General features: G+C 52.4%; 22 protein-coding genes and 1 tRNA gene. 7 read left to right on the top strand and 16 right to left on the bottom strand.

What is annotated here, in order from left to right:
• Positions 1–11: 11 nt before the first annotated feature.
• From J4E70_RS09880 to J4E70_RS09825, 12 genes are all read right to left on the bottom strand, one after another.
• Positions 12–632, bottom strand: a complete 621-nt coding sequence (locus J4E70_RS09880) for a DUF1326 domain-containing protein (protein WP_213888961.1) — start codon at positions 630–632, stop codon at positions 12–14.
• A 637-nt stretch (positions 633–1,269) separates the two neighbouring features.
• Positions 1,270–1,563: a hypothetical protein gene (locus tag J4E70_RS09875; RefSeq protein ID WP_213888960.1), complete on the bottom strand. Its 294-nt coding sequence runs from the start codon at positions 1,561–1,563 to the stop codon at positions 1,270–1,272.
• Positions 1,542–1,850 (bottom strand): hypothetical protein, encoded by a 309-nt coding sequence (locus J4E70_RS09870; RefSeq protein ID WP_213888959.1) that lies wholly within the window; start codon positions 1,848–1,850, stop codon positions 1,542–1,544. The genes J4E70_RS09875 and J4E70_RS09870 overlap by 22 nt, the downstream gene beginning before the upstream one ends.
• Positions 1,847–2,284: a DUF5681 domain-containing protein gene (locus tag J4E70_RS09865; protein WP_213888958.1), complete on the bottom strand. Its 438-nt coding sequence runs from the start codon at positions 2,282–2,284 to the stop codon at positions 1,847–1,849. Before J4E70_RS09865 ends, J4E70_RS09870 begins: the two co-directional genes overlap by 4 nt.
• A gap of 1 nt (position 2,285) precedes the next feature.
• Entirely contained in the window at positions 2,286–3,752 is a 1,467-nt protein-coding gene (locus tag J4E70_RS09860) for a toprim domain-containing protein (protein WP_213888953.1), read from the bottom strand.
• Between the two features lie 17 nt (positions 3,753–3,769).
• The gene (locus J4E70_RS09855) at positions 3,770–4,069 is read right to left on the bottom strand and encodes a hypothetical protein (protein ID WP_213888951.1); all 300 of its coding nucleotides are present in this window, start codon (positions 4,067–4,069) and stop codon (positions 3,770–3,772) included.
• Complete coding sequence (locus J4E70_RS09850; RefSeq protein ID WP_213888945.1) at positions 4,069–4,800, bottom strand: hypothetical protein; 732 nt, start codon at positions 4,798–4,800, stop codon at positions 4,069–4,071. Before J4E70_RS09850 ends, J4E70_RS09855 begins: the two co-directional genes overlap by 1 nt.
• Positions 4,797–4,976 carry a hypothetical protein gene (locus J4E70_RS09845; RefSeq protein WP_213888943.1) on the bottom strand — a complete coding sequence of 60 codons (180 nt, stop codon included), beginning with the start codon at positions 4,974–4,976 and terminating at the stop codon, positions 4,797–4,799. The genes J4E70_RS09850 and J4E70_RS09845 overlap by 4 nt, the downstream gene beginning before the upstream one ends.
• Positions 4,973–5,179: a MerR family transcriptional regulator gene (locus J4E70_RS09840; RefSeq protein ID WP_213888942.1), complete on the bottom strand. Its 207-nt coding sequence runs from the start codon at positions 5,177–5,179 to the stop codon at positions 4,973–4,975. Before J4E70_RS09840 ends, J4E70_RS09845 begins: the two co-directional genes overlap by 4 nt.
• A 102-nt stretch (positions 5,180–5,281) precedes the next feature.
• Positions 5,282–5,923: a hypothetical protein gene (locus J4E70_RS09835; protein WP_213888940.1), complete on the bottom strand. Its 642-nt coding sequence runs from the start codon at positions 5,921–5,923 to the stop codon at positions 5,282–5,284.
• Positions 5,920–7,122 (bottom strand): tyrosine-type recombinase/integrase, encoded by a 1,203-nt coding sequence (locus J4E70_RS09830; protein ID WP_213888939.1) that lies wholly within the window; start codon positions 7,120–7,122, stop codon positions 5,920–5,922. Before J4E70_RS09830 ends, J4E70_RS09835 begins: the two co-directional genes overlap by 4 nt.
• Before the next feature lie 153 nt (positions 7,123–7,275).
• Positions 7,276–7,365: transfer RNA gene (locus J4E70_RS09825), tRNA-Ser, on the bottom strand.
• Positions 7,366–7,634: 269 nt separating this feature from the next.
• Between J4E70_RS09825 and J4E70_RS09820 the strand changes: the two genes are divergently transcribed.
• The 7 genes from J4E70_RS09820 to J4E70_RS09790 are packed head-to-tail and all read left to right on the top strand — an operon-like array spanning position 7,635 to position 13,977.
• Positions 7,635–8,498, top strand: a complete 864-nt coding sequence (locus tag J4E70_RS09820) for an SPOR domain-containing protein (protein ID WP_213888938.1) — start codon at positions 7,635–7,637, stop codon at positions 8,496–8,498.
• A 15-nt stretch (positions 8,499–8,513) separates the two neighbouring features.
• The gene (locus J4E70_RS09815) at positions 8,514–9,683 is read left to right on the top strand and encodes a D-alanyl-D-alanine carboxypeptidase family protein (RefSeq protein WP_213888937.1); all 1,170 of its coding nucleotides are present in this window, start codon (positions 8,514–8,516) and stop codon (positions 9,681–9,683) included.
• Positions 9,680–10,306 carry a dTMP kinase gene (gene tmk / locus J4E70_RS09810; RefSeq protein WP_213888935.1) on the top strand — a complete coding sequence of 209 codons (627 nt, stop codon included), beginning with the start codon at positions 9,680–9,682 and terminating at the stop codon, positions 10,304–10,306. The genes J4E70_RS09815 and tmk overlap by 4 nt, the downstream gene beginning before the upstream one ends.
• Positions 10,303–11,430 carry a DNA polymerase III subunit delta' gene (locus tag J4E70_RS09805; protein WP_213888934.1) on the top strand — a complete coding sequence of 376 codons (1,128 nt, stop codon included), beginning with the start codon at positions 10,303–10,305 and terminating at the stop codon, positions 11,428–11,430. The genes tmk and J4E70_RS09805 overlap by 4 nt, the downstream gene beginning before the upstream one ends.
• Positions 11,431–11,439: 9 nt before the next feature.
• On the top strand, positions 11,440–12,249 hold the full coding sequence (locus J4E70_RS09800) for a TatD family hydrolase (protein ID WP_213888932.1): 810 nt from the start codon (positions 11,440–11,442) through the stop codon (positions 12,247–12,249).
• Positions 12,249–13,046 carry an MBL fold metallo-hydrolase gene (locus J4E70_RS09795; RefSeq protein WP_213888931.1) on the top strand — a complete coding sequence of 266 codons (798 nt, stop codon included), beginning with the start codon at positions 12,249–12,251 and terminating at the stop codon, positions 13,044–13,046. Before J4E70_RS09800 ends, J4E70_RS09795 begins: the two co-directional genes overlap by 1 nt.
• A 1-nt stretch (position 13,047) precedes the next feature.
• Positions 13,048–13,977, top strand: coding sequence for an AEC family transporter (locus tag J4E70_RS09790; protein ID WP_213888929.1), 930 nt, complete (start codon positions 13,048–13,050; stop codon positions 13,975–13,977).
• 303 nt (positions 13,978–14,280) lie between these two features.
• Here the strand turns inward: J4E70_RS09790 and J4E70_RS09785 are convergent, their stop codons facing one another.
• The 4 genes from J4E70_RS09785 to J4E70_RS09770 form a co-directional block, all read right to left on the bottom strand.
• Entirely contained in the window at positions 14,281–15,213 is a 933-nt protein-coding gene (locus J4E70_RS09785) for a hypothetical protein (RefSeq protein ID WP_213888927.1), read from the bottom strand.
• A 27-nt stretch (positions 15,214–15,240) separates the two neighbouring features.
• Positions 15,241–16,554 carry a TRAP transporter large permease gene (locus J4E70_RS09780; RefSeq protein WP_213888925.1) on the bottom strand — a complete coding sequence of 438 codons (1,314 nt, stop codon included), beginning with the start codon at positions 16,552–16,554 and terminating at the stop codon, positions 15,241–15,243.
• Between the two features lie 5 nt (positions 16,555–16,559).
• A complete protein-coding gene (locus J4E70_RS09775; protein ID WP_213888924.1) occupies positions 16,560–17,090 on the bottom strand; it encodes a TRAP transporter small permease in 531 nt (176 codons plus the stop codon).
• A gap of 68 nt (positions 17,091–17,158) precedes the next feature.
• A complete protein-coding gene (locus tag J4E70_RS09770; protein ID WP_213888922.1) occupies positions 17,159–18,151 on the bottom strand; it encodes a TRAP transporter substrate-binding protein in 993 nt (330 codons plus the stop codon).
• Positions 18,152–18,167: the final 16 nt, after the last annotated feature.

The raw sequence follows: 18,167 nt of genomic DNA, 5'->3' as shown, positions 1-18,167 counted from the left end.
CCTGGGAGTTATCACCCGGCCCAGCTGATCTGGCCTACCACTCCAGAGCGGCCCTTCCAGACCTCGGGCATATCTGGGTCATTCCACGCGGTCCCATCGCTGGGGGCGAGATCGCCAATATGATCATTAAAACCAAACGCCATCGAAAAGACTGAGTTGTGTAAGCTCATCGTCTTGCCCAGTTCGTTGACAAGACGTTTCGAACTCATTTCGCCGATCCCTTCGACATTGGCAGAAATCGCGCCATCAGCTTCACTGACCGTGATTGCCGAGCGTTTGGTTGGAAGCCAGGATGAAAGCAGACTGGCTGGTACCTCCATGCCTCCGCCTGACCCACCTTGCAATATTGCCTCCAGCGCATTCGCCTGTGCGTCACTGGCACCAGTATCGACAAAGATACGGCCCGTACCATTGCCGTCGAAAAGGGTTGGGCCCGGAAAATGCAGGTTGGCGATCGCATTTTGCCCCGAAATATCAACGCCGTTGTGGCTGCCCTCATTTACACGCAGTAAAAGCGAAGTAGCGCAGTAACCCTGATCCAAGAGCATCAAATCTGCCTGACCGAACCAACACGGACACAGCATGTTACAGTTGCATGTCTCGACCAGCTCTCCTGTGAGATTCCATGACATAGTCTTCGCCCTCCCATAGTTTTAAATTTTGGCTAGACTTTTAGTATACATTGAATCCTGAAACTTCTCAATTCTGGCCCAGGGGATAAGCTCTCAACGAGTAAACAATTGTATAGGCTTGGTGACGGCCGGACATCGAATTCAGAGTAGTGGGAAGACCATCAAATAATAGAAGAACGTTCATGAATTGAGACAAATAGCTAGAATACGTGCTGCGCCGTTTGCAAGATGGCCCTCACCTTTTTCAAACAAACAAATGGATTAAGGAAATTGTCCTAATGATCTCACAAAAGCAGAGGATAGTGGCAATTCTCTGCGGGAAATGGCGTGAGTAAATAAGACTCTTAACGTGCCACCGCAGCGAAAGTCGGTTTGTCCCGCGCTGCCGTCATTTGCTCTTCGCAAATGCTGCGCAGAGCACGAATGGCCGGAATGCGAAAGCTGCATCGCGGCGTAAACCGACCCAATGAATGTCTCCTGTAGGCCGTAGTGGGGGTCGCGCCTATTGAGGCCTAGGTCTGGAAAGTCCCGCATAGCAGACCTTGGAGCAAAACCTTGGGGGTTCGCTCACGCGCAGTATAGGTGAGCTCTCCCGGCCTTGAACCGACCTTGTTTTCTAGCTTCTTCACACGGTTACTCAGACGCATGGCTTTTTCTCATAAATAGTCCTGCGAACTATCCCCTTACCCTGTTCCATCGGGATGCCATGCACCCGCTGATGTTCTGCCTCAACGGCGTTGCAGAAAGCCTCGTCGGTTTCGAAATCCTCACGGGAAAAGCTTGAGCCGCCGGAAACGTTAACCCGATGAACACCGTCTTCGCAGGTTATGGTGCTATCGCTGCCAATCACGGCACGGGCTGTATAAGTGAGTTCCCCCGGTTTCGGACCGGCTTTGCTTTCAAGGTTTCTTAGTCGACTGTTAAGGCGCATGGCTTGTCCTCGTAAGTCGTTACAAACCTGCATTCCTCGCCCTGATCCATTGGGATTCCATACGCCTGTTGATGTTCACGCTCTACGGCGGCCCAGAATGCCTTGTCTGAAGCAAAACCTTCACGCTCAAGCCTAACGCTGCCAGCAAGATTGACGGCGTGCACACCGTCTTCACAGGTTTCCAAGCCATCATTTCCGTTAGTTGCAGAGGTTATGTAGGTTAGATCACCTCGTTTTGCCTTGCCCGCATTTTCCAGCTTGTTCAGCCTTGCTTTAACGTTTGTCATTTACTCGCTCTTTCTTCCAATGCTGCCAGTCTTGCTTCAAGTTCAGTCGTTTCCAGCGTTCGCCTGTATTGCTCCACCAACCCCATGACCGCAGCACCTTCGAGTGGGGTGATATCCCCGCCTGAAACAGCCTGTAGGACCGCCTGTGCGGCTTCAGCAGCGTCGTTTGCGCATTTCATGGCTGGCAGGTCGAATTGCACCGGAGAGTCCTTCCTTGGTGGGGCTATGCGTTCCATGCAAAGACGAAGGGCAGGGCCATCTCCCGCCAGCGCCATATCAACCGCTTTTTGGGTAATGGCCTCGGACTGGCCATCCAGCAATTCTTCGATGGCGCGAGTAATCTTGTGCCGCGCTCCGTGGGGTCTTCCTGGATTGCCCTTTGCAAACTTCCCGTGTTTGTCGGTGTAGGTTGTTTCAACGTTTTTACGTGCCATTCTAATGCCTGTTCGATTGCTTAGGGTTTGCTGTTCGGTTTTTCCTGTACCGCGCGGTGCTCTCGAATTTTCGATAGGACATGGTTTCAGGCATGAACGTCAGTCGAACGCTGCCCTTGCCAAAGCCGTAAAGCTGGGTGTTGCGCACCTTCCAAACTGTGACGCGCACGTATTCCTCGCCATCGTTGCTCTGTTCCTGGTGCACCGTGAAGCCAAGCGCGGGTTTGTTTGCAAAAGCGGCTGAATCCGCGATGTCATACCCGGTTGGGCTACGTGGTTTGCCATCCGTCATCATCTTGCGGGGGTGGGCTATGACGCAGATATGCGTGTCGAACTGCTCTGCCCATGTTCTGATTTGTTGCAATGCGAAGTTTATGTAGTTGGTGAGACTTTCCCCCGGCTGCGGCATGTGCTCAAGCTCGTTCCAGGGATCGACAACAATCATCTTGCAGTTATCCCGAACCGCCAGCGTGTAAATCATTTCACGCAGCCAGCCGAGATTGTGCCCGCTTGGGTTATCCTCGTAGGTGCGGTGAACAATCCGAAAGTGCCTGTCCAAGAACAGCGCCGTTTCTTCTTGCTGCCGCTCACTTAGTGTATCCCAAGGCTTGCCTGTTCTGAGGCGGCAAAGCTGGTCGCGGACCTGGTAGGGGTGCGTTTCAAAGGCGAGAACGCCAACCCGCACGTCTTCCGCTACTGCCACGTGATACGCCGCGAATGTGGTGAAGGTAGATTTCCCTGCGCCGGGTGTTCCGGTGCCAACGGACATAGCGCCAACTTCAAAGGCCAGCACGTAATCATAGGGATTCATTCCGACCCGAAGAACGCGGCGATCCGGCAATGGCGGAAGATCTGAAATACCGGTGATAAACCCGCCAATGGGATCAATCGTCTTTGCCTCAGTCAGGCAGCGCGCAACTTCGCCCTCGCCAAATTTTACCAGAACGTCGTTTGCGTCCTTGCAACCTTCTGGCCATTCGACATAGCGGACTTCGTGGCCCAGCAGGATGTTTGCCACCGCTTTTGGCAATCCAGCGCCGGACTTATCCGCATCCCCTGCGACAATGACGTAGGGCGATTTCTTTAATGCTGCTTCAGAAGCAATCAGGCAATCACGTTTGTCGCCATTCTCCGTCCAGCCATCAGGAAGCGATACCGAGCGCGTGTGCCCCGCCTGTATGACGGAGAGGCAATCAATCTCGCCTTCGGTGATAACAATCGGGCCTTGCAGTTCTTTCAGGCAGTCCTCGTTGTAGAGCCCCCGGCTTATGCCTTGGCTGGAACGCCAGTCTTTACCCTCAACGGTGCGGAACTTAGCGGCATAGGGCTCTCCGTTCCTGAGGTATGGAAACGCCACGACCTGGCCAGTCATGCCGGGGTGGTCCTTGCGGGACACGCCCATCGCTTCGGTTAAGGCAGTGTCTAGCCCCCGAACCTCTTGCAGCCATGTCCCTACATCTTGTGTCATCGTAATATTCCCCACCCTCAAACGCGCAATGCCAGCATTTCCAGACGATGCCGTCCGGCAGAAAGCTCACGCTGAGACACGGGTCTTTTTTCTTTCGTCTGCTGTGGCTGCATTCCGGGCAGGTTGCCCTTTGGTTGCCGTGCATCCGTCGCACACTGATGCAGTGCCGATTGAGAATCTCCGTTGCGGATTGCATTCATCACCTCGTGTCTTTTGAAGCCCTGCCGACGTGCCGCCTCTGTCTCTGCATGGAACCGGGGCATGTCTTCGCAATATTCCAGCCAGGCTGCGGTATGCTCAAAACGCTCAATGTCCATCAGCCCACCTCCGGGATGAAGCCAAACGCTCCAGCATGAGTGCCGTTCTCGGAGTGTTGAGAATTGCTTCCGCCGTTGATGACTTTCTGGATGTAAGGCACCGGGTCCTGGGTTCCCGCCTTCTGTGCCGCTTCAATAGCTGCCATAACCTCGGTGGCGGACCCTTTGGACTGTGACAGCCATTTGCCAATCAGAGCGCCAGGATTAGGAACGCCATGCTGGGAAAGATACCGCTTGCCGATATCCCAAAGCGCCGACGTTACAGTGGTAATTTGGGCAGGTTCAGACGGAGGCGAAAATTCGCTCTCCCCTACGGGAATATTGTTACCTTGTTCTTCTTTGATTCCCTTTTGCTTCTCTTTTGACGCTGTTTTGAATCCGTCACTCTGATATTTCTCGTAATTACAAAGGGATATATGCGTCCGTTTTGACTTCATTCCTTGCCCTGTCTTTGCCTCGTCCAATTTAATGGATTTGTGAGCCTCTAGGGTCTTCAGGAACGTCACGACCGCCTTTTGGCTCCAGCGCCATTTTCGAGCCAGAAACCGCTGGGAATAGACCAGTGAACCGCGCCTGACGGTGTAGGGTTTGCCACCTAGATCAATCTCCGTATCCTTGAATACGGCATTCTCAATAAGCCACACCCACGCCTCGAACCGTGACCAGCGGCCTACTGGTTTAAAGACATCGTGCTCCAGAGAACCACGCTTCAATGCGAACCAACCGCTCATTTTTGTTTCCGACGTTTGGCTTGGCGCATCCGGCATTCGGCAGACAGCAAATCGTCTTGGGCTTCAGCAGCATCACCGTCACGGCATTTATAGTAAGCGCGTTCAACTTTCTGCTTAAGTGAAGCGACGGGAATGCTGATGTGCTGGAAGTCTGTGCTTTGGGACCAGTGTTTCATGCTACTAAAACCTCGATGCGCTGAGCTTCTGCCCAAGCGTTTAAGTCAACACCGCGATAGATGATTTTCCGGCCTAAACGGTAGTAGCTTGGAGAGGTTTTGTGATGACGCATTTGGGCTTGCTTGGTTCTGCTGCCCATTACCTCAATGACTTCAGGGTCGTCAGGCAGATAGTTGCGCCCGTCCTCGAATAGCTTATCCATTTTTTTGCCTCAATTCTTCTACAACTCGATAGCTCAATTGCGTTTGAGTTTACTCGCTGAATTAAGGTTGCGGCAATGGTAGCCCGGCGTGCCGACTGTTTGCTAATCCGGCTTTTTAGGTCGGCACGTTTTGTATCTAATAGTTTGTTTTTTATCAGCATTTCGTTGGGTTGGGTGTCGCCAATGAACAGGGCTGTCGTGGTGATACAGAGCATGCTTCACTACACGCCCGTAACTCGTCGAAGGGGGTGCAGATTTGTGTTTCTTACCTCCGTAATGCGCATCAATTTCCAATTCATTAAATGCATACTTAACCGCTTTTGCGATGAGGTCAGCAGGCACGTTCAATCCACCATTGATTGGATTACCCTTGTACCAAATATTGATGCAATCCATGCGAATGAGAAGCTCTTTGCGGATATCCTCAAGCGACGCGCTTTCAATGTCGACACTTGAAATGATGCCCTTGAAATCATCCTTATTTAGATTTTTTAGGATAGCCATTACCGACAATCCCAACAAATGCCCGAACGAGGGCCATGTGTTAATGTCTTCTATCACGTTCTCAAATGCGGTTATTCTTTCAGTGCGTGCCATCTTGTTTCCGTCGTCGCGAAACTGATCTTCCTCATCTCTGAATCGGCTTTCTTCGTAAACCCAACCGAAGGCGTGTTCTAATTCATCACGACTTTTCTCGGGGAATTCCAATTCAAGAAACTCCATAGTTTCTGCATCTAGCGTCATGACTTCGCCAACCTCACTACCTTGCCCTGTTCGCCTGTCACATACGCAGCCCATCGTTCCATGAGTGTGCGTCTACGTTCCAATAGGTCAGACCGGGCATAGGCCCTCTCAACATCGCTTCCTATCTTGTGCGAAAGGCTCATTTCAGCAACTTCGCGCGGCGCATTGGCTACTTCGGACGCCCAATCCCGAAACGTGCTGCGGAACCCGTGAACTGTAACACCTTCAATCTTCATCCGGCGCAACAGCATTAACATTGCCATGTTTGAAAGAGGCCTGTGGCGTTTTTGGCCTTCAAAGACATATTCGCTTTTCATCGCCTGAAGCGGTTCAAGTATCTCAATCATTGCAGCCGTCAGGGGAACCCGGTGCAGGGCCTCGGTTTTCATTCGCTCGGCTGGTACGTTCCATACGGCATTGTTAAAATCTACCTCATCCCATTTCGCACCCAAGACTTCGCCAGTTCGCGAACCGGTTAAACAAGTGAACATCAGCGCCTTTGCCGCCATTGCATTGCGGGTACTTAGGTCTGCGTAGAATATTGGCACGTCTTGCCATGCCATTGCCTTGTGGTGCTTAACCTTGACTTTGACCTTGGGCAGTACACCCGCATCTTTAATGGCGGTGACAGGATTTTCTCCTTCGCGATAACCTTTCGATTTCGCCACGTCCAATATCACCTTCAGACGCTGGGCCACCCGCTTTGCTGTTTCGTGCTTTTCAGTCCAGATAGGGGAAAGGCAGGAAAGAACTTCGGGTTGGCCAATATCTGACACACGCATTTTGCCAATTTTCGGAAATGCATAGTCACGCAGCGTGTTTATGAACTGGTCGCCGTGTTTTACATTTTTCCAGGTTGGCAAGCGTTCAATGTGAACCTGTTTCGCGATTTCCTCAAATGTCGGGATAACCACATCGGCACCCAATCTTGGGTTAACTCCCTGCTTCGCAAGAATCCGATACTTGAGCGCTCGTTCGCGTGCTTCATGCAGTGAAACTACATTTGCACCGCCAAGTCCGAAGTCAGTTCTAAGCGGACCACCTTTCTTACCCGTGTGCCCCTTTACGGTAACGCGAACCATCCAGCTCCGAGACCCGGAAGGCTTAACGAGCAGAAATAACCCGTTCCCGTCGCCATGACGACCGGGTGGTAATGTCTCTACGAGTCTCTTGGTTAGTTTTCCTGTTAGGTGTGCCATATCGGAAAGTTACCACGATAGTTACCACGTCGTGAACACAATCGGGCAAAACCGAATAAAAGGCAATAGTATGCGCGGGTGGGTTAGTGTCTTTAAAATATGGGAAAAAATGCCATTCAATCAAATTGTTCAGTATTGAAGAAAATGGGGAACTGGCGGAGGAGGTGGGATTCGAACCCACGGTAGACTTTCACCTACGTCGGTTTTCAAGACCGGTGCATTCAACCACTCTGCCACTCCTCCGACTGAGCTGTGGTCTAGCGATTTGGAATTGATTCTGAAAGGCTTGATTGTCACAGAAATTTGCTTTGTGAATTGCTGTGCTTTTCAGCCCTTTTACCGCTCAGAAACAGGTTTGCACAACTTGTGGGGTTTTTTGCCGACTGTTGTTGTGACTCTTCCCAAGTGGGCTGCTCGGCGTTAAGATGCGCGTAATCGGGCAAAAGCCCGGCAGAGCAGATAAGACCGAAAATCGGCAAACGCGTGAATTTTTTCACGCAAGGGGGCACGGCATGGGAAATTCAACGCTTGGGCAATTGGCAACCGCATTGGCGCTGACAGTGGTGTTAGCAGGCTGCGAAGAGGGGGCCGGTTTTAACCCGTTCAAACCGGCAGCACAGTCAGACGAAGAAAGCTCTTCACCAAGTTCCACAAGACTTGTCGAACGCGACGTGGAAGCCCCCGAGGTTTTCCAAGTCACGGAAAACGGGCTTTGGGATGGGCGGCCATCGCTTGGGGGCGTTTGGGTCGCGCATCCAGACGTCACTGACCCGGAACGCGTTATCATTCGCAACGAAACTAACGATAAATTTGTGATCGGGGCTTTGTTCCGGCGCGAGCGGGAATCTTTGGGGCCGCGCCTGCAGGTTTCATCGGACGCAGCAGAGGCGCTTGGTATGTTGGCAGGGCAACCCGCACGCATGAACGTAACTGCGCTGCGGCGAGAGGAAGTTACCCCAGAAGTACCCGAAGAAGCGCCGAGCGAGGCCGGGCTTGAAAACCCTGAAGCAATTGAAGAGATCGAGATTGATCCGATTGCATCAGCAACAGCAGCGCTGGACGCCGTTGAGTCAGAGGCTGGATCAGAGGCGGCGCCTGCAACAACCGCGCCCGCTTCGGCGCCTGCAAGGGCTGCAAGCACACTAGAAAAGCCCTTTATACAGATTGGCATTTTCAGTGTTGAAGAAAACGCCAACAGCACAGCGACCAGTATGCGGCTCGCCGGCATGGTGCCAATTGTAACGCAGCATGACAGCAGTGGAAAAATCTTTTGGCGTGTTGTGGTCGGCCCGGCGACCTCGGTTTCCGAACGCGCAGCTCTCTTAAGTAAGATAAAAGAGTTGGGTTTTGAGGACGCCTATTTCGTAACCAATTAGGAAAGTGCAGTTGATATGAAAATTCCAAATCGCCTGCTTTCCTTCGCTGTTTTGGTTTGCACAGCTCTGTTCTTCGGCAGCGCAGTGCAGGCCTTTGAAACGCGCGCAACAGCCGCATTTGTTCTTGATTTGAAAACCGGAACGGTTTTGATGGAAAAGCAGGCGGATGTTCCATTGCCGCCAGCGTCCATGTCAAAGCTGATGACACTGAATATGCTGTTTGAGGCATTGCGCGATGGGCGTGTCTCGATGGATACGCAGTTTGGTGTGTCGACCCGCGCTGCTGCGATGGGTGGTTCTACAATGTTTTTGAATACCCGGGACAGACCGACTGTAGAGGATCTTATTCAGGGAATTATCGTTCAATCAGGGAACGATGCTTGCGTGGTAGTCGCCGAGGGGCTTGGCGGGTCTGAAGATGGCTTCGCCCGCATGATGAATGATCGCGCACGCTCGCTCGGAATGAACAATTCTTCATTTGCAAATTCGTCAGGCTGGCCAAACCCGGCTCAGCGCATGAGCATGCGTGATCTTGGCATTCTTGCACAACGCCTGATTACCGAGTTTCCGGAATACTACGGTTACTTCGGTCAGTCTGAGTTTGGCTATGACGGTCGGTCCCCTGACAACCGGTTCAATCGCAACCCGCTGCTATCGCTTGGCATAGGTGCCGATGGATTAAAAACCGGTCATACAAGCGAGGCAGGTTATGGTCTGGTTGGCTCAGCAACACAGGGAACGCGCAGGATTGTTTTTGTGATCAGTGGTCTTGCAAGCGAAATTGATCGTGCGGAAGAGGCTGAGCGTGTCGTGAACTGGGCCTTTCGCCAATTTTCTGAAAGAAAAATCGCTACTGAGGGTGCCCAATTTGCAGAAGTAGAGGTATGGCTTGGTTCCGAAACACGTGTGGGCCTTGTTGCACCAAAGGATTTCACGTTGTTGGTACCGGCGTTGTCACAAGATGATTTGACGGCTCAGGTAGAATACCGGACCCCAATCGAAGCGCCCATCGAACAGGGTCAGCAGCTGGGCGAGCTCGTTGTTTCGTTGAACGGTTTGCCAGATACACATTTGCCGCTTGTTTCTGACAGAGCTGTCGAGCGAGGTGGTTTCTTGCCTCTTATGCGAACGTCAGCGCGCGTTTTAGTGCGCCAGATTTTGGGCAAGGCGCTAGGCGTGCAGTGAAAGGTTCAGGCGTGTTCATCACTTTTGAGGGTATTGATGGCTCTGGTAAATCCACCCAGGCACGAATGCTGGCTGAGACCTTACGCGCAACTGGGAAAGATGTTGTCCTGACGCGAGAACCGGGCGGGTCTGTTGGCGCTGAACAAATCCGGGGTTTGGTTCTGGAAGGCGATCCGGATCGCTGGTCCGCTGAGACCGAGATACTGCTGTTTACAGCAGCGCGACGTGATCATTTGGAAAAAACCATTCAACCTGCTTTGGATGCCGGAAAAATCGTTGTTTCCGATCGATTTGCCGACTCTACCCGCCTTTATCAGGGAATAACGCGGGGCGATCTTCGAGGTGTGGTCGATACACTGCATGGCCTGATGATTGGGCGAGAGCCGGATATTACCTTTATCATCGACATGGACCCTGCCACGGGTCTTGCCCGTGCGCTTTCGCGTCAGACTTCGGAAGAGCGGTTTGAAGATTTTGGTGAAGAATTGCAGAAAAAAATGCGCGTTGGATTTTTGGCCATAGCCAAAGAATTTTCTGATCGATGTCTGGTCGTTGATGGAAATCGTAACGCAGATGTTGTCGCGGCAGAAGTTGCAGAACTGGCGCTTGAGCGACTGGCATGAGCGACAGGCCTGAACCAGATCGCATTGCGGGGGCAATTCATCCGCGGGATACGAAAGTCTTGATCGGGCAGGTATCGGCAGAAGCTGATTTTCTGGATGCCTATGGGCGTGATCGATTACATCATGCATGGCTGATCACGGGTCCTCGTGGGGTCGGAAAAGCGACACTTGCCTGGAAAATTGCGCGGTTTCTTTTGGCAGAGTCCGCTGCCGGTGAAGGCGGGTTGTTCGGTGATACCCCGCCGAAGCCAACTTCACTGGATATTTCGGATGATCACCCTGTTTCGCACCGTCTTGCTGCGCTATCAGAGCCATGCCTTTACCTTGTTCGCCGTCCTTATGACGAAAAAAAGGACCGTCTTCGTCAGGAAATAACGGTTGATGAGGTCCGGGGCCTGAAAAACTTTTTTGCTCTTTCAGCAGCGGATGGTGGTCGAAGAGTTGTGATTGTGGACGCTGCGGATGAAATGAACACCTCTGCTGCCAACGCGTTGTTGAAACTGCTGGAAGAGCCGCCGAAAGATGCAACGTTATTGCTGATCAGCCATCAGCCTTCCGGATTGCTTCCTACGATCCGGTCCCGGTGCCGCGTGCTCAGGCTGCATCCGTTGTCACCCGAGGATATGGCAAAGGCGTTGGAAGTTGCCGAGGTTCCGGTTGAAACAGACCCGGTAGCCCTTGCAACACTTGCGGCCGGATCGGTCGGTGAGGCGCTTCGACTTATCAACCTTGGTGGTATTCAAACCTATTACGAAATCGTTTCGCTGTTTTCCACTGCCCCGAAACTTGATCGCCAGCGCGCCTTGAAACTTGCCGAATCTGCTGTGGGTAAAAATGCCGAACCACGCTTTGGTCTGCTGCTTGCCTTGCTGGACCTGTTTTTGGCCCGGCTGGCGCGCGCAGGTGTTTCGGGCCGGCCATTGACAGAGGCTGCTCCTGGCGAAGCTGAAATGATGGCACGCCTCGCATCAGGCCCGAATGCAGGGCGCCTTTGGGCAGAACTTCAGCAACACCTTGGTGCCCGCGCACGTCATGGAAAGGCGGTCAACCTTGACCCCGCCGCGCTCATCCTTGATATGGTTCTTAAGATAGATCAGACGGCGGCGAAAACACACGCCCGGTAAGGCGACTTAATGACCAGTATTCCACACATCACTGATAGCCATTGCCATCTCGATTTCCCGGAGTTTGCCGAGGAACTGCCGGAAGTTGTTGATCGGGCAATAGCCGCTGGTGTGACCCGAATGGTTACGATTTGCACCAAGCTAAAGCTTGAACCGCAGGTGCGCGCCATTGCAGAGCGTTTCGCGCCCATTTTTTATGCGGCTGGCACGCACCCGATGAGCGTGGCCTCAGAACCGCTTGTTTCTGTGGAAGAGCTCGTTTCGCTTGCAAAACACCCGAAGTTCGTAGGGATCGGAGAAACGGGGCTCGACTACCACTACACGGCCGAGTCAAAGGCAGTGCAGCAAGAAAGCCTGCGCATCCATATTGAGGCCGCACGCCAGACCGGCTTGCCTTTGATCATTCACGCCCGGGCCGCAGATGATGATATGGTGCGCATCTTGACCGAGGAACACGCTGCAGGTGCTTTTTCCTGCGTTATGCATTGCTTTTCATCTTCCGCAGAATTGGCGAAAGCAGCCCTTGATTTAGGGTTCTACCTGTCGATGTCGGGTATTGCGGCCTTCCCAAAATCACAGGACCTGCGAGATATCTTTGCAAATGCGCCTGTCGAACGCATTCTTGTTGAAACCGATGCGCCATATCTGGCGCCGCCACCGTACCGAGGAAAGCAGAACGAGCCGAGTTATACCGTACACACGGCCCGTGTCGGTGCAGGCGTTTTTGGAATGGACTACGCGGATTTCGCGGTTCAGACCCAACAGAACTTTGACCGGCTTTTTACCAAAGTCGCGAGTTTCAGACAGGTGGCTGCGTAATGGCGAAGCTGCGTTTTACAATACTGGGAAGTGGATCTTCCGGCGGGGTTCCAAGGCTCGGGAATAACTGGGGTGACTGTGATCCAATGAACCCAAAAAACAACCGCAGGCGCTGTTCCATGTTGGTCGAACGGATTTCGGATGAAGGTATAACTCAGGTTCTGATTGATACCTCGCCTGATATGCGTGCGCAGCTTTTAGATGCAGGCGTCAGCCGGTTGGACGCGGTGGTATACACGCATTCACATGCGGATCATGTGCATGGACTTGATGACTTGCGCCAGATCGTTTTCAATATGAAAGCCCGCATTCCTGTTTGGGCTGATGAACCAACGCAAAAGCAGCTTTTGACACGGTTTAACTATGCGTTTGTACGCCCCGAAGGCTCTTCCTATCCGCCAATTCTTGATCTTCATACCATTGACGCTGACATTGTGATCAGCGGCGCAGGCGGTGATATCATCCTGAAGCCCTTTAGGGTCGGACATGGTGCAATTGAATCCCTTGGGTTCCGTATGGGCGGTTTGGCTTATCTGCCAGACGTGGCCGAAATATACGAGGAATCCTGGCCTTTCCTCGAGGGGCTTGAGGTTTGGGTGCTGGACGCATTGCGGCGCGCGCCACACCCAACGCACACCCATCTGGCGCAATCGCTGGAATGGATCGAAAAAATGACGCCCCAACGTGCCATCCTGACGAATATGCATAATGATCTGGATTATGCGACGGTTGAGGACGAAACACCCGACCACGTGACACCTGCCTATGATGGTATGACCATCGTATTAGAAGACTGACATGCAGGCGCTGATCGAGGTTATCCTGCCGGTCTTCTTCGTTATCGGTTTTGGCTACCTTGCGGTCTGGCGTGGCCTGTTCTCCCCGGCAGGCGTAGATGGCCTGATGAAATTCACCCAGAATTTCGCTATTCCCTGCCTTCTGTTCAACGCGATATCGACGCTGGATTTATCGCAAAGTTTTGACGCCCGGCTGTTGTTCAGTTTTTACCTTGGGGCGACATCGGGGTTCATACTGGGTTTGCTCGGGGCAAGGTATATTTTCAATCGGCCCTGGGAAGACGCGGTTGCTATCGGGTTTTGCTGTCTGTTTTCAAACTCGGTTCTGTTGGGCCTGCCAATAACCGAGCGCGCATATGGTGTGGATGCACTTGCTGCGAACTATGCGATAATCGCGCTCCATTCGCCGTTTTGCTATGGGCTTGGAATTACAGTGATGGAGATTGTGCGAAATCGCGGTGGCGGTGGAATGAAGACCTTGCGAGCCGTTAGCCGGGCAATGTTTCGAAATGCACTTGTGATCGGAATTGCGCTGGGGTTTGTCGTAAATCTATCCAACATCCAGATGCCCGGCGTATTCATGGACGCGATAAGCCTGATGGTGCGTGCAGCGCTTCCCGCAGCGCTGTTCGGTCTGGGAGGAGTGCTGGTTCAATACCGTCCCGAAGGGGACATGCGCACCATCGCCTATATATGTGTCGTATCGCTGTTTGTGCATCCGGCAATTGTCTGGACGATGGGCAGCGGACTGGAAATCTCTCAGAGTGCGTTTCGGTCCGCAGTTTTGACAAGTGCTATGGCCCCCGGGATCAACGCCTATGTGTTTGCAAACATGTATGGTCGCGCGAAAAGGGTTGCGGCATCGGCGGTGCTTTTTGCAACGGCCGGGTCGGTGCTATCTGCATGGGTTTGGCTGACATTGCTCGGCTGATTTTCCTGCGATCGAAGTGATATTACCCAAGCGAAGTACTCTTCAAATTTGGAAATGGCTTTGTTTTGTACTTGTTAGCCATAAGTCAGGGCGCACCAAAAAAATTTCTCTCACTTTGATATTTGTCAATGAACTGTCATGTGGCGGCGATATCATGGGGTTGTATTTAGTTATGCCCGAAAAGGCACATAGGTAGTAAGTTACGAAGCTGGTTTTTAGTACGAGTATGGGCGCATTGGGGAATCCGGTGCGCCCAATTTTTTTCGGAACCATTTTTTTTGATAGACCAGACTTTCAGAGACGTTACGTCGATGAAATCCGCCTGAAGACCAACGGCGTTGCATACATTGGGAACTGATAGAGTGCCACAAACAGGCTGAACAGTGGGTCAAACGGCAATGCTGCCAAGTACAATGCAACAGTCCTGTTTCCCCACATCAACCCAAGCGCCCCTGCAACTTCAGGGGACGAGGTGATGTGAGCAATCGTCTTGACGCAATAGTTACTTCCGAAATTCAGGACGAGAACAAACACAGCGACACCAAAGGCAAGCATAGGCCGGGCCAAAATTTCAGGGCCCACACCTTCGAACAGGGGAATAACAAATAGAACCATTCCAATGGCAGACAGTCCATCAAACTCCGTCTTAAGTCCTGCAATTCTGTCACCACCAATGGCAGCTCGGATGGATAACCCAATCGCAAGCCCCAAGGCAATCATCAGGCTTAGTTTCGCCATCAAAGGAAATACCTCGAGCCCCGGAACTCCGGGCATCAAGAAGACCAGCATGGCCGGGCCAATAAGGGGTGTGAGCAGCGTCGCGACAAGCGTGAGTTCAAGTGCGCGGCGCGGGTCATACCCCAGAATAAAACAAAGCCCTGCAGCAGAAGAGATAGGCGGAGCAAGGGCAAACAGAAGGGCGGATTTTGTGAATCCATCAGGCAGACCGAGCAGCGGTATAGTCCAATACAACAAAAGGGCTGTAACGGGCATCAGCAATACGGTTGTTCCAATCAGCAACGCGATGCGACGCGCTGAAAAAATTCCCCGCCAGAACGCCGCCAGATCAAGCCGCGCCACCGACAACCCAAGAACCAGCGCGATGAGGGCAGGAAGCATTGGCCGCATTGCGCTTGAAAGAAAAGGCAGAAGGAACGCCAGAAAACACCCTGCGAGCAAAACCCAGCGGGCGCGTTCGCCGGTCCAGACAAGGACAGCATGTATGGCCTGTACCATGATCGTCCCTGTATGTCCTTTAGTCGGCTACCTGCTCGCGGCGTCACGCATGTTGTCTGGTAAGTAAGTTGCCATTTCCGGAAAGGCGATCAGGATAAAGACCATCAGGACCATGATAGCAAACAGCGGCAAAGCGGTTTTGGCGATGTACCCCATTTCATGCTTTGTCATCCCCTGCATCACAAACAGGTTGAACCCAATCGGCGGCGTGATCTGCGCCATTTCAATGACAACCACAATGAAAATTCCAAACCAAATGAGGTCAATTCCCGCGCTTTCGACCATGGGTTGCACGATTGCCATTGTCAAAACCACCGATGAAATTCCGTCGAGGAACATGCCTAGAACTATGTAAAACAGCATGAGCACTACGAGCAGCGAAAATCTAGATAAGCCAAGGGTATCGATCCACTCAGCCAAGGCGCGGGGCAGGCCGGTAAAGCCCATTGCAAGCGTCAGTGCGGTTGCACCCATAAGAATTAACGCGATCATCGCAGAGGTTCGTGTGGCCCCCAAAAGGCTGTCAACAAAAGCGCGCCAGGATAAAGAACCTTGTGCTCCTGCCAGGATAAGAGAGCCGATAACGCCTATAGCGGCGGCTTCAGTGGCCGTCGCCCAGCCGCCGTACATCGATCCGATCACAATCAGAATTAGCGCGATGATCGGGATCAGAAAGCGGGATTCTGAAACCTTTTCCGAAAAGCTCATCTTGCTGGCAATGACGGGAACTTCGGAGGGGCGTAATATGGACCAACCGGCGACATAAGACATGAACAAAAGAGCCAGGAACATACCGGGCACAATGCCAGCCATGAACAGCTTGGAAATGCTTTGCTCGACCGTAACGCCGTAGACGATCAGCGTGAGGGAAGGTGGGATCATCAAACCCAGCGTTGCTGCCCCTGTTAGAGTGCCGATAATCATGTATTCAGGATATTCTCGTTTTCTGAGTTCAGGAATTGACATCTTGCCAACGGTTGTCAACGTCGCCGCAGAGGAACCCGAGACAGCGGCGAAGATCGTACAGCCCACGATGTTAATGTGAACCAATCCGCCGGGCAGGCGGGCCATCCACGGCGCGAGGCCGCGGAACATGTCTTCGGATAATCGACTTCGGTAAAGGATCTCACCCATCCAGATAAACAAGGGCAGGGCGGTAAGAGTCCAGCTGGAACTCGATGTCCAGATCCGCGTGAGCATTGCATCACCTGCGGGGCGTGAAGTGAACATTTCCAGCCCAAGATAGGCTACACCGAATAGCGCGAGTCCAACCCAAACGCCTGTCCCCAATAGGAAGAACAGGGCAAAGAGGAAAATCGAAATGAGATAGAATTCTTCCATGGCCCTTACTCCGTATGCGCATCAAGCGCTTCTTCTTCGATGTTGTGGCTGCCAACGAAGATCAGTCGGATGAGGTGGTCAACGAATGCAATTGCCAAAATGACAACTCCAACACTCATCGCGAGTTGCGGAATCCATATAGGTGTTGCGTCCTGACCCTGGCTGATGTCGTGCCAACGATAAGATTCATAAGTCGCCTTGACCGCGTAACGTGCGAAGAACAGTGACAGGAAGGTCGCGATCCCAAAGCACCAAATTTCACCAAAACGCCTGAACCGCCCTAGGGCGTTTAACAGCAGGCTCACCCTAATATGGTTGCCGCTGTTCAGCGCGTAAGCAAGTGCAAGAAACGAAGATGCTGCCATGCAATAACCCGCATAGTCAGGCGCCCCGGCAAAGACTTCTCCGGTCCAGCGGGCAATCATCTGAATGACAATAAGAACAAGGATACAAATCAGAAAAAGTGCTGATAGGATGCCAGCAGAAAGATAAAGACCATCTAAAAACCGACGCAACGATTTACCAAATCCAACCATTTTCTGTCTCCCTTTTATGTTTGAAACCCCGGCGACGAGCGCCGGGGGTATTTTGGGATCAGATGTTTTTAGTTGGCGGAGGCGTTAAACGCATCGACAATGGCCTTGCCTGCGTCGCCCGTATTTTCCAGCCACTCATTGGTCATGATGACGCCAAATTCGCGAAGCTCGTCTTTCAGCGAGTCATTTGCAGGACCAACAGTCATGCCATTTGCAGCAAGTTCTTTCAGCGTAAAATCGGTGTATTGAACCGAACGCCAATTGCCTGCGTATTCCGCGAGCGAAGCACAGCCTTGCATAACGTTCTGGGTGCCTTCATCCAGACCGTTCCACGCTTCCATATTCACAAAGACGTAGTTCCGTGGCAGCCAGGCATCCACTTCATAAAAATGCGTCAGGCTTTCCCAGACTTTGCGGTCGTATCCGGTAGAGCCCGAAGAAATCATCGATTCAGCAACACCCGTTGCGAACGCCTGGCTGATCTCAGCTGCTTCGATTTGAACGGGCAACATGCCGGATAGTTCTGCAAGCCGTGCAGTTGCGCTGTTGTACGAACGGAACTTGATGCCTGCCATTTCAGCAACCGAATTGATTTCGCGATCAAAATACAATCCTTGCGGCGGCCAAGGAACAGAATACAGAAGATGAAGGTTTTGCTCTGCCAGCAAATCTGTCAACGGGCCTTTGGCCGCTTCCCAGAGCCGTGCTGAATCATCAAAGGATGTCGCGAGGAATGGAATTGAATCAAAACCAAAAAGCGCGTTTTCATTCTGGTGACCAGACAGCAGCCGCTCCCCGATCAGGGCTTGCCCTGTTTGTACGGCGCGCTTGATTTCGGCACCAGCAAAGAGCGACCCACCAGGGTGCACAACAACCTCAAGATTGCCACCCGTGCCACTTGTTACACAGGATGCAAATTCCGCACCAACCGCTGAGTGAAAGTTGGTTGCGGAATAGGCCATAGGCATATCCCAGGTTTCCGCAGCAACAGCGCTCGCCACCAAAGCAACACCCGCTGAGACCGACAGTGTTGCAGCCATTTTTGTTAGAGTTTTTGTCATTATGTATCCTCCCATG

This window comes from Pseudohalocynthiibacter aestuariivivens, assembly GCF_018457175.1.
Lineage (GTDB): Bacteria > Pseudomonadota > Alphaproteobacteria > Rhodobacterales > Rhodobacteraceae > Pseudohalocynthiibacter > Pseudohalocynthiibacter aestuariivivens.
The sequence above is the reverse complement of the archived record's forward strand: the minus strand, read 5'-3'. Positions and strand labels throughout refer to the sequence as shown.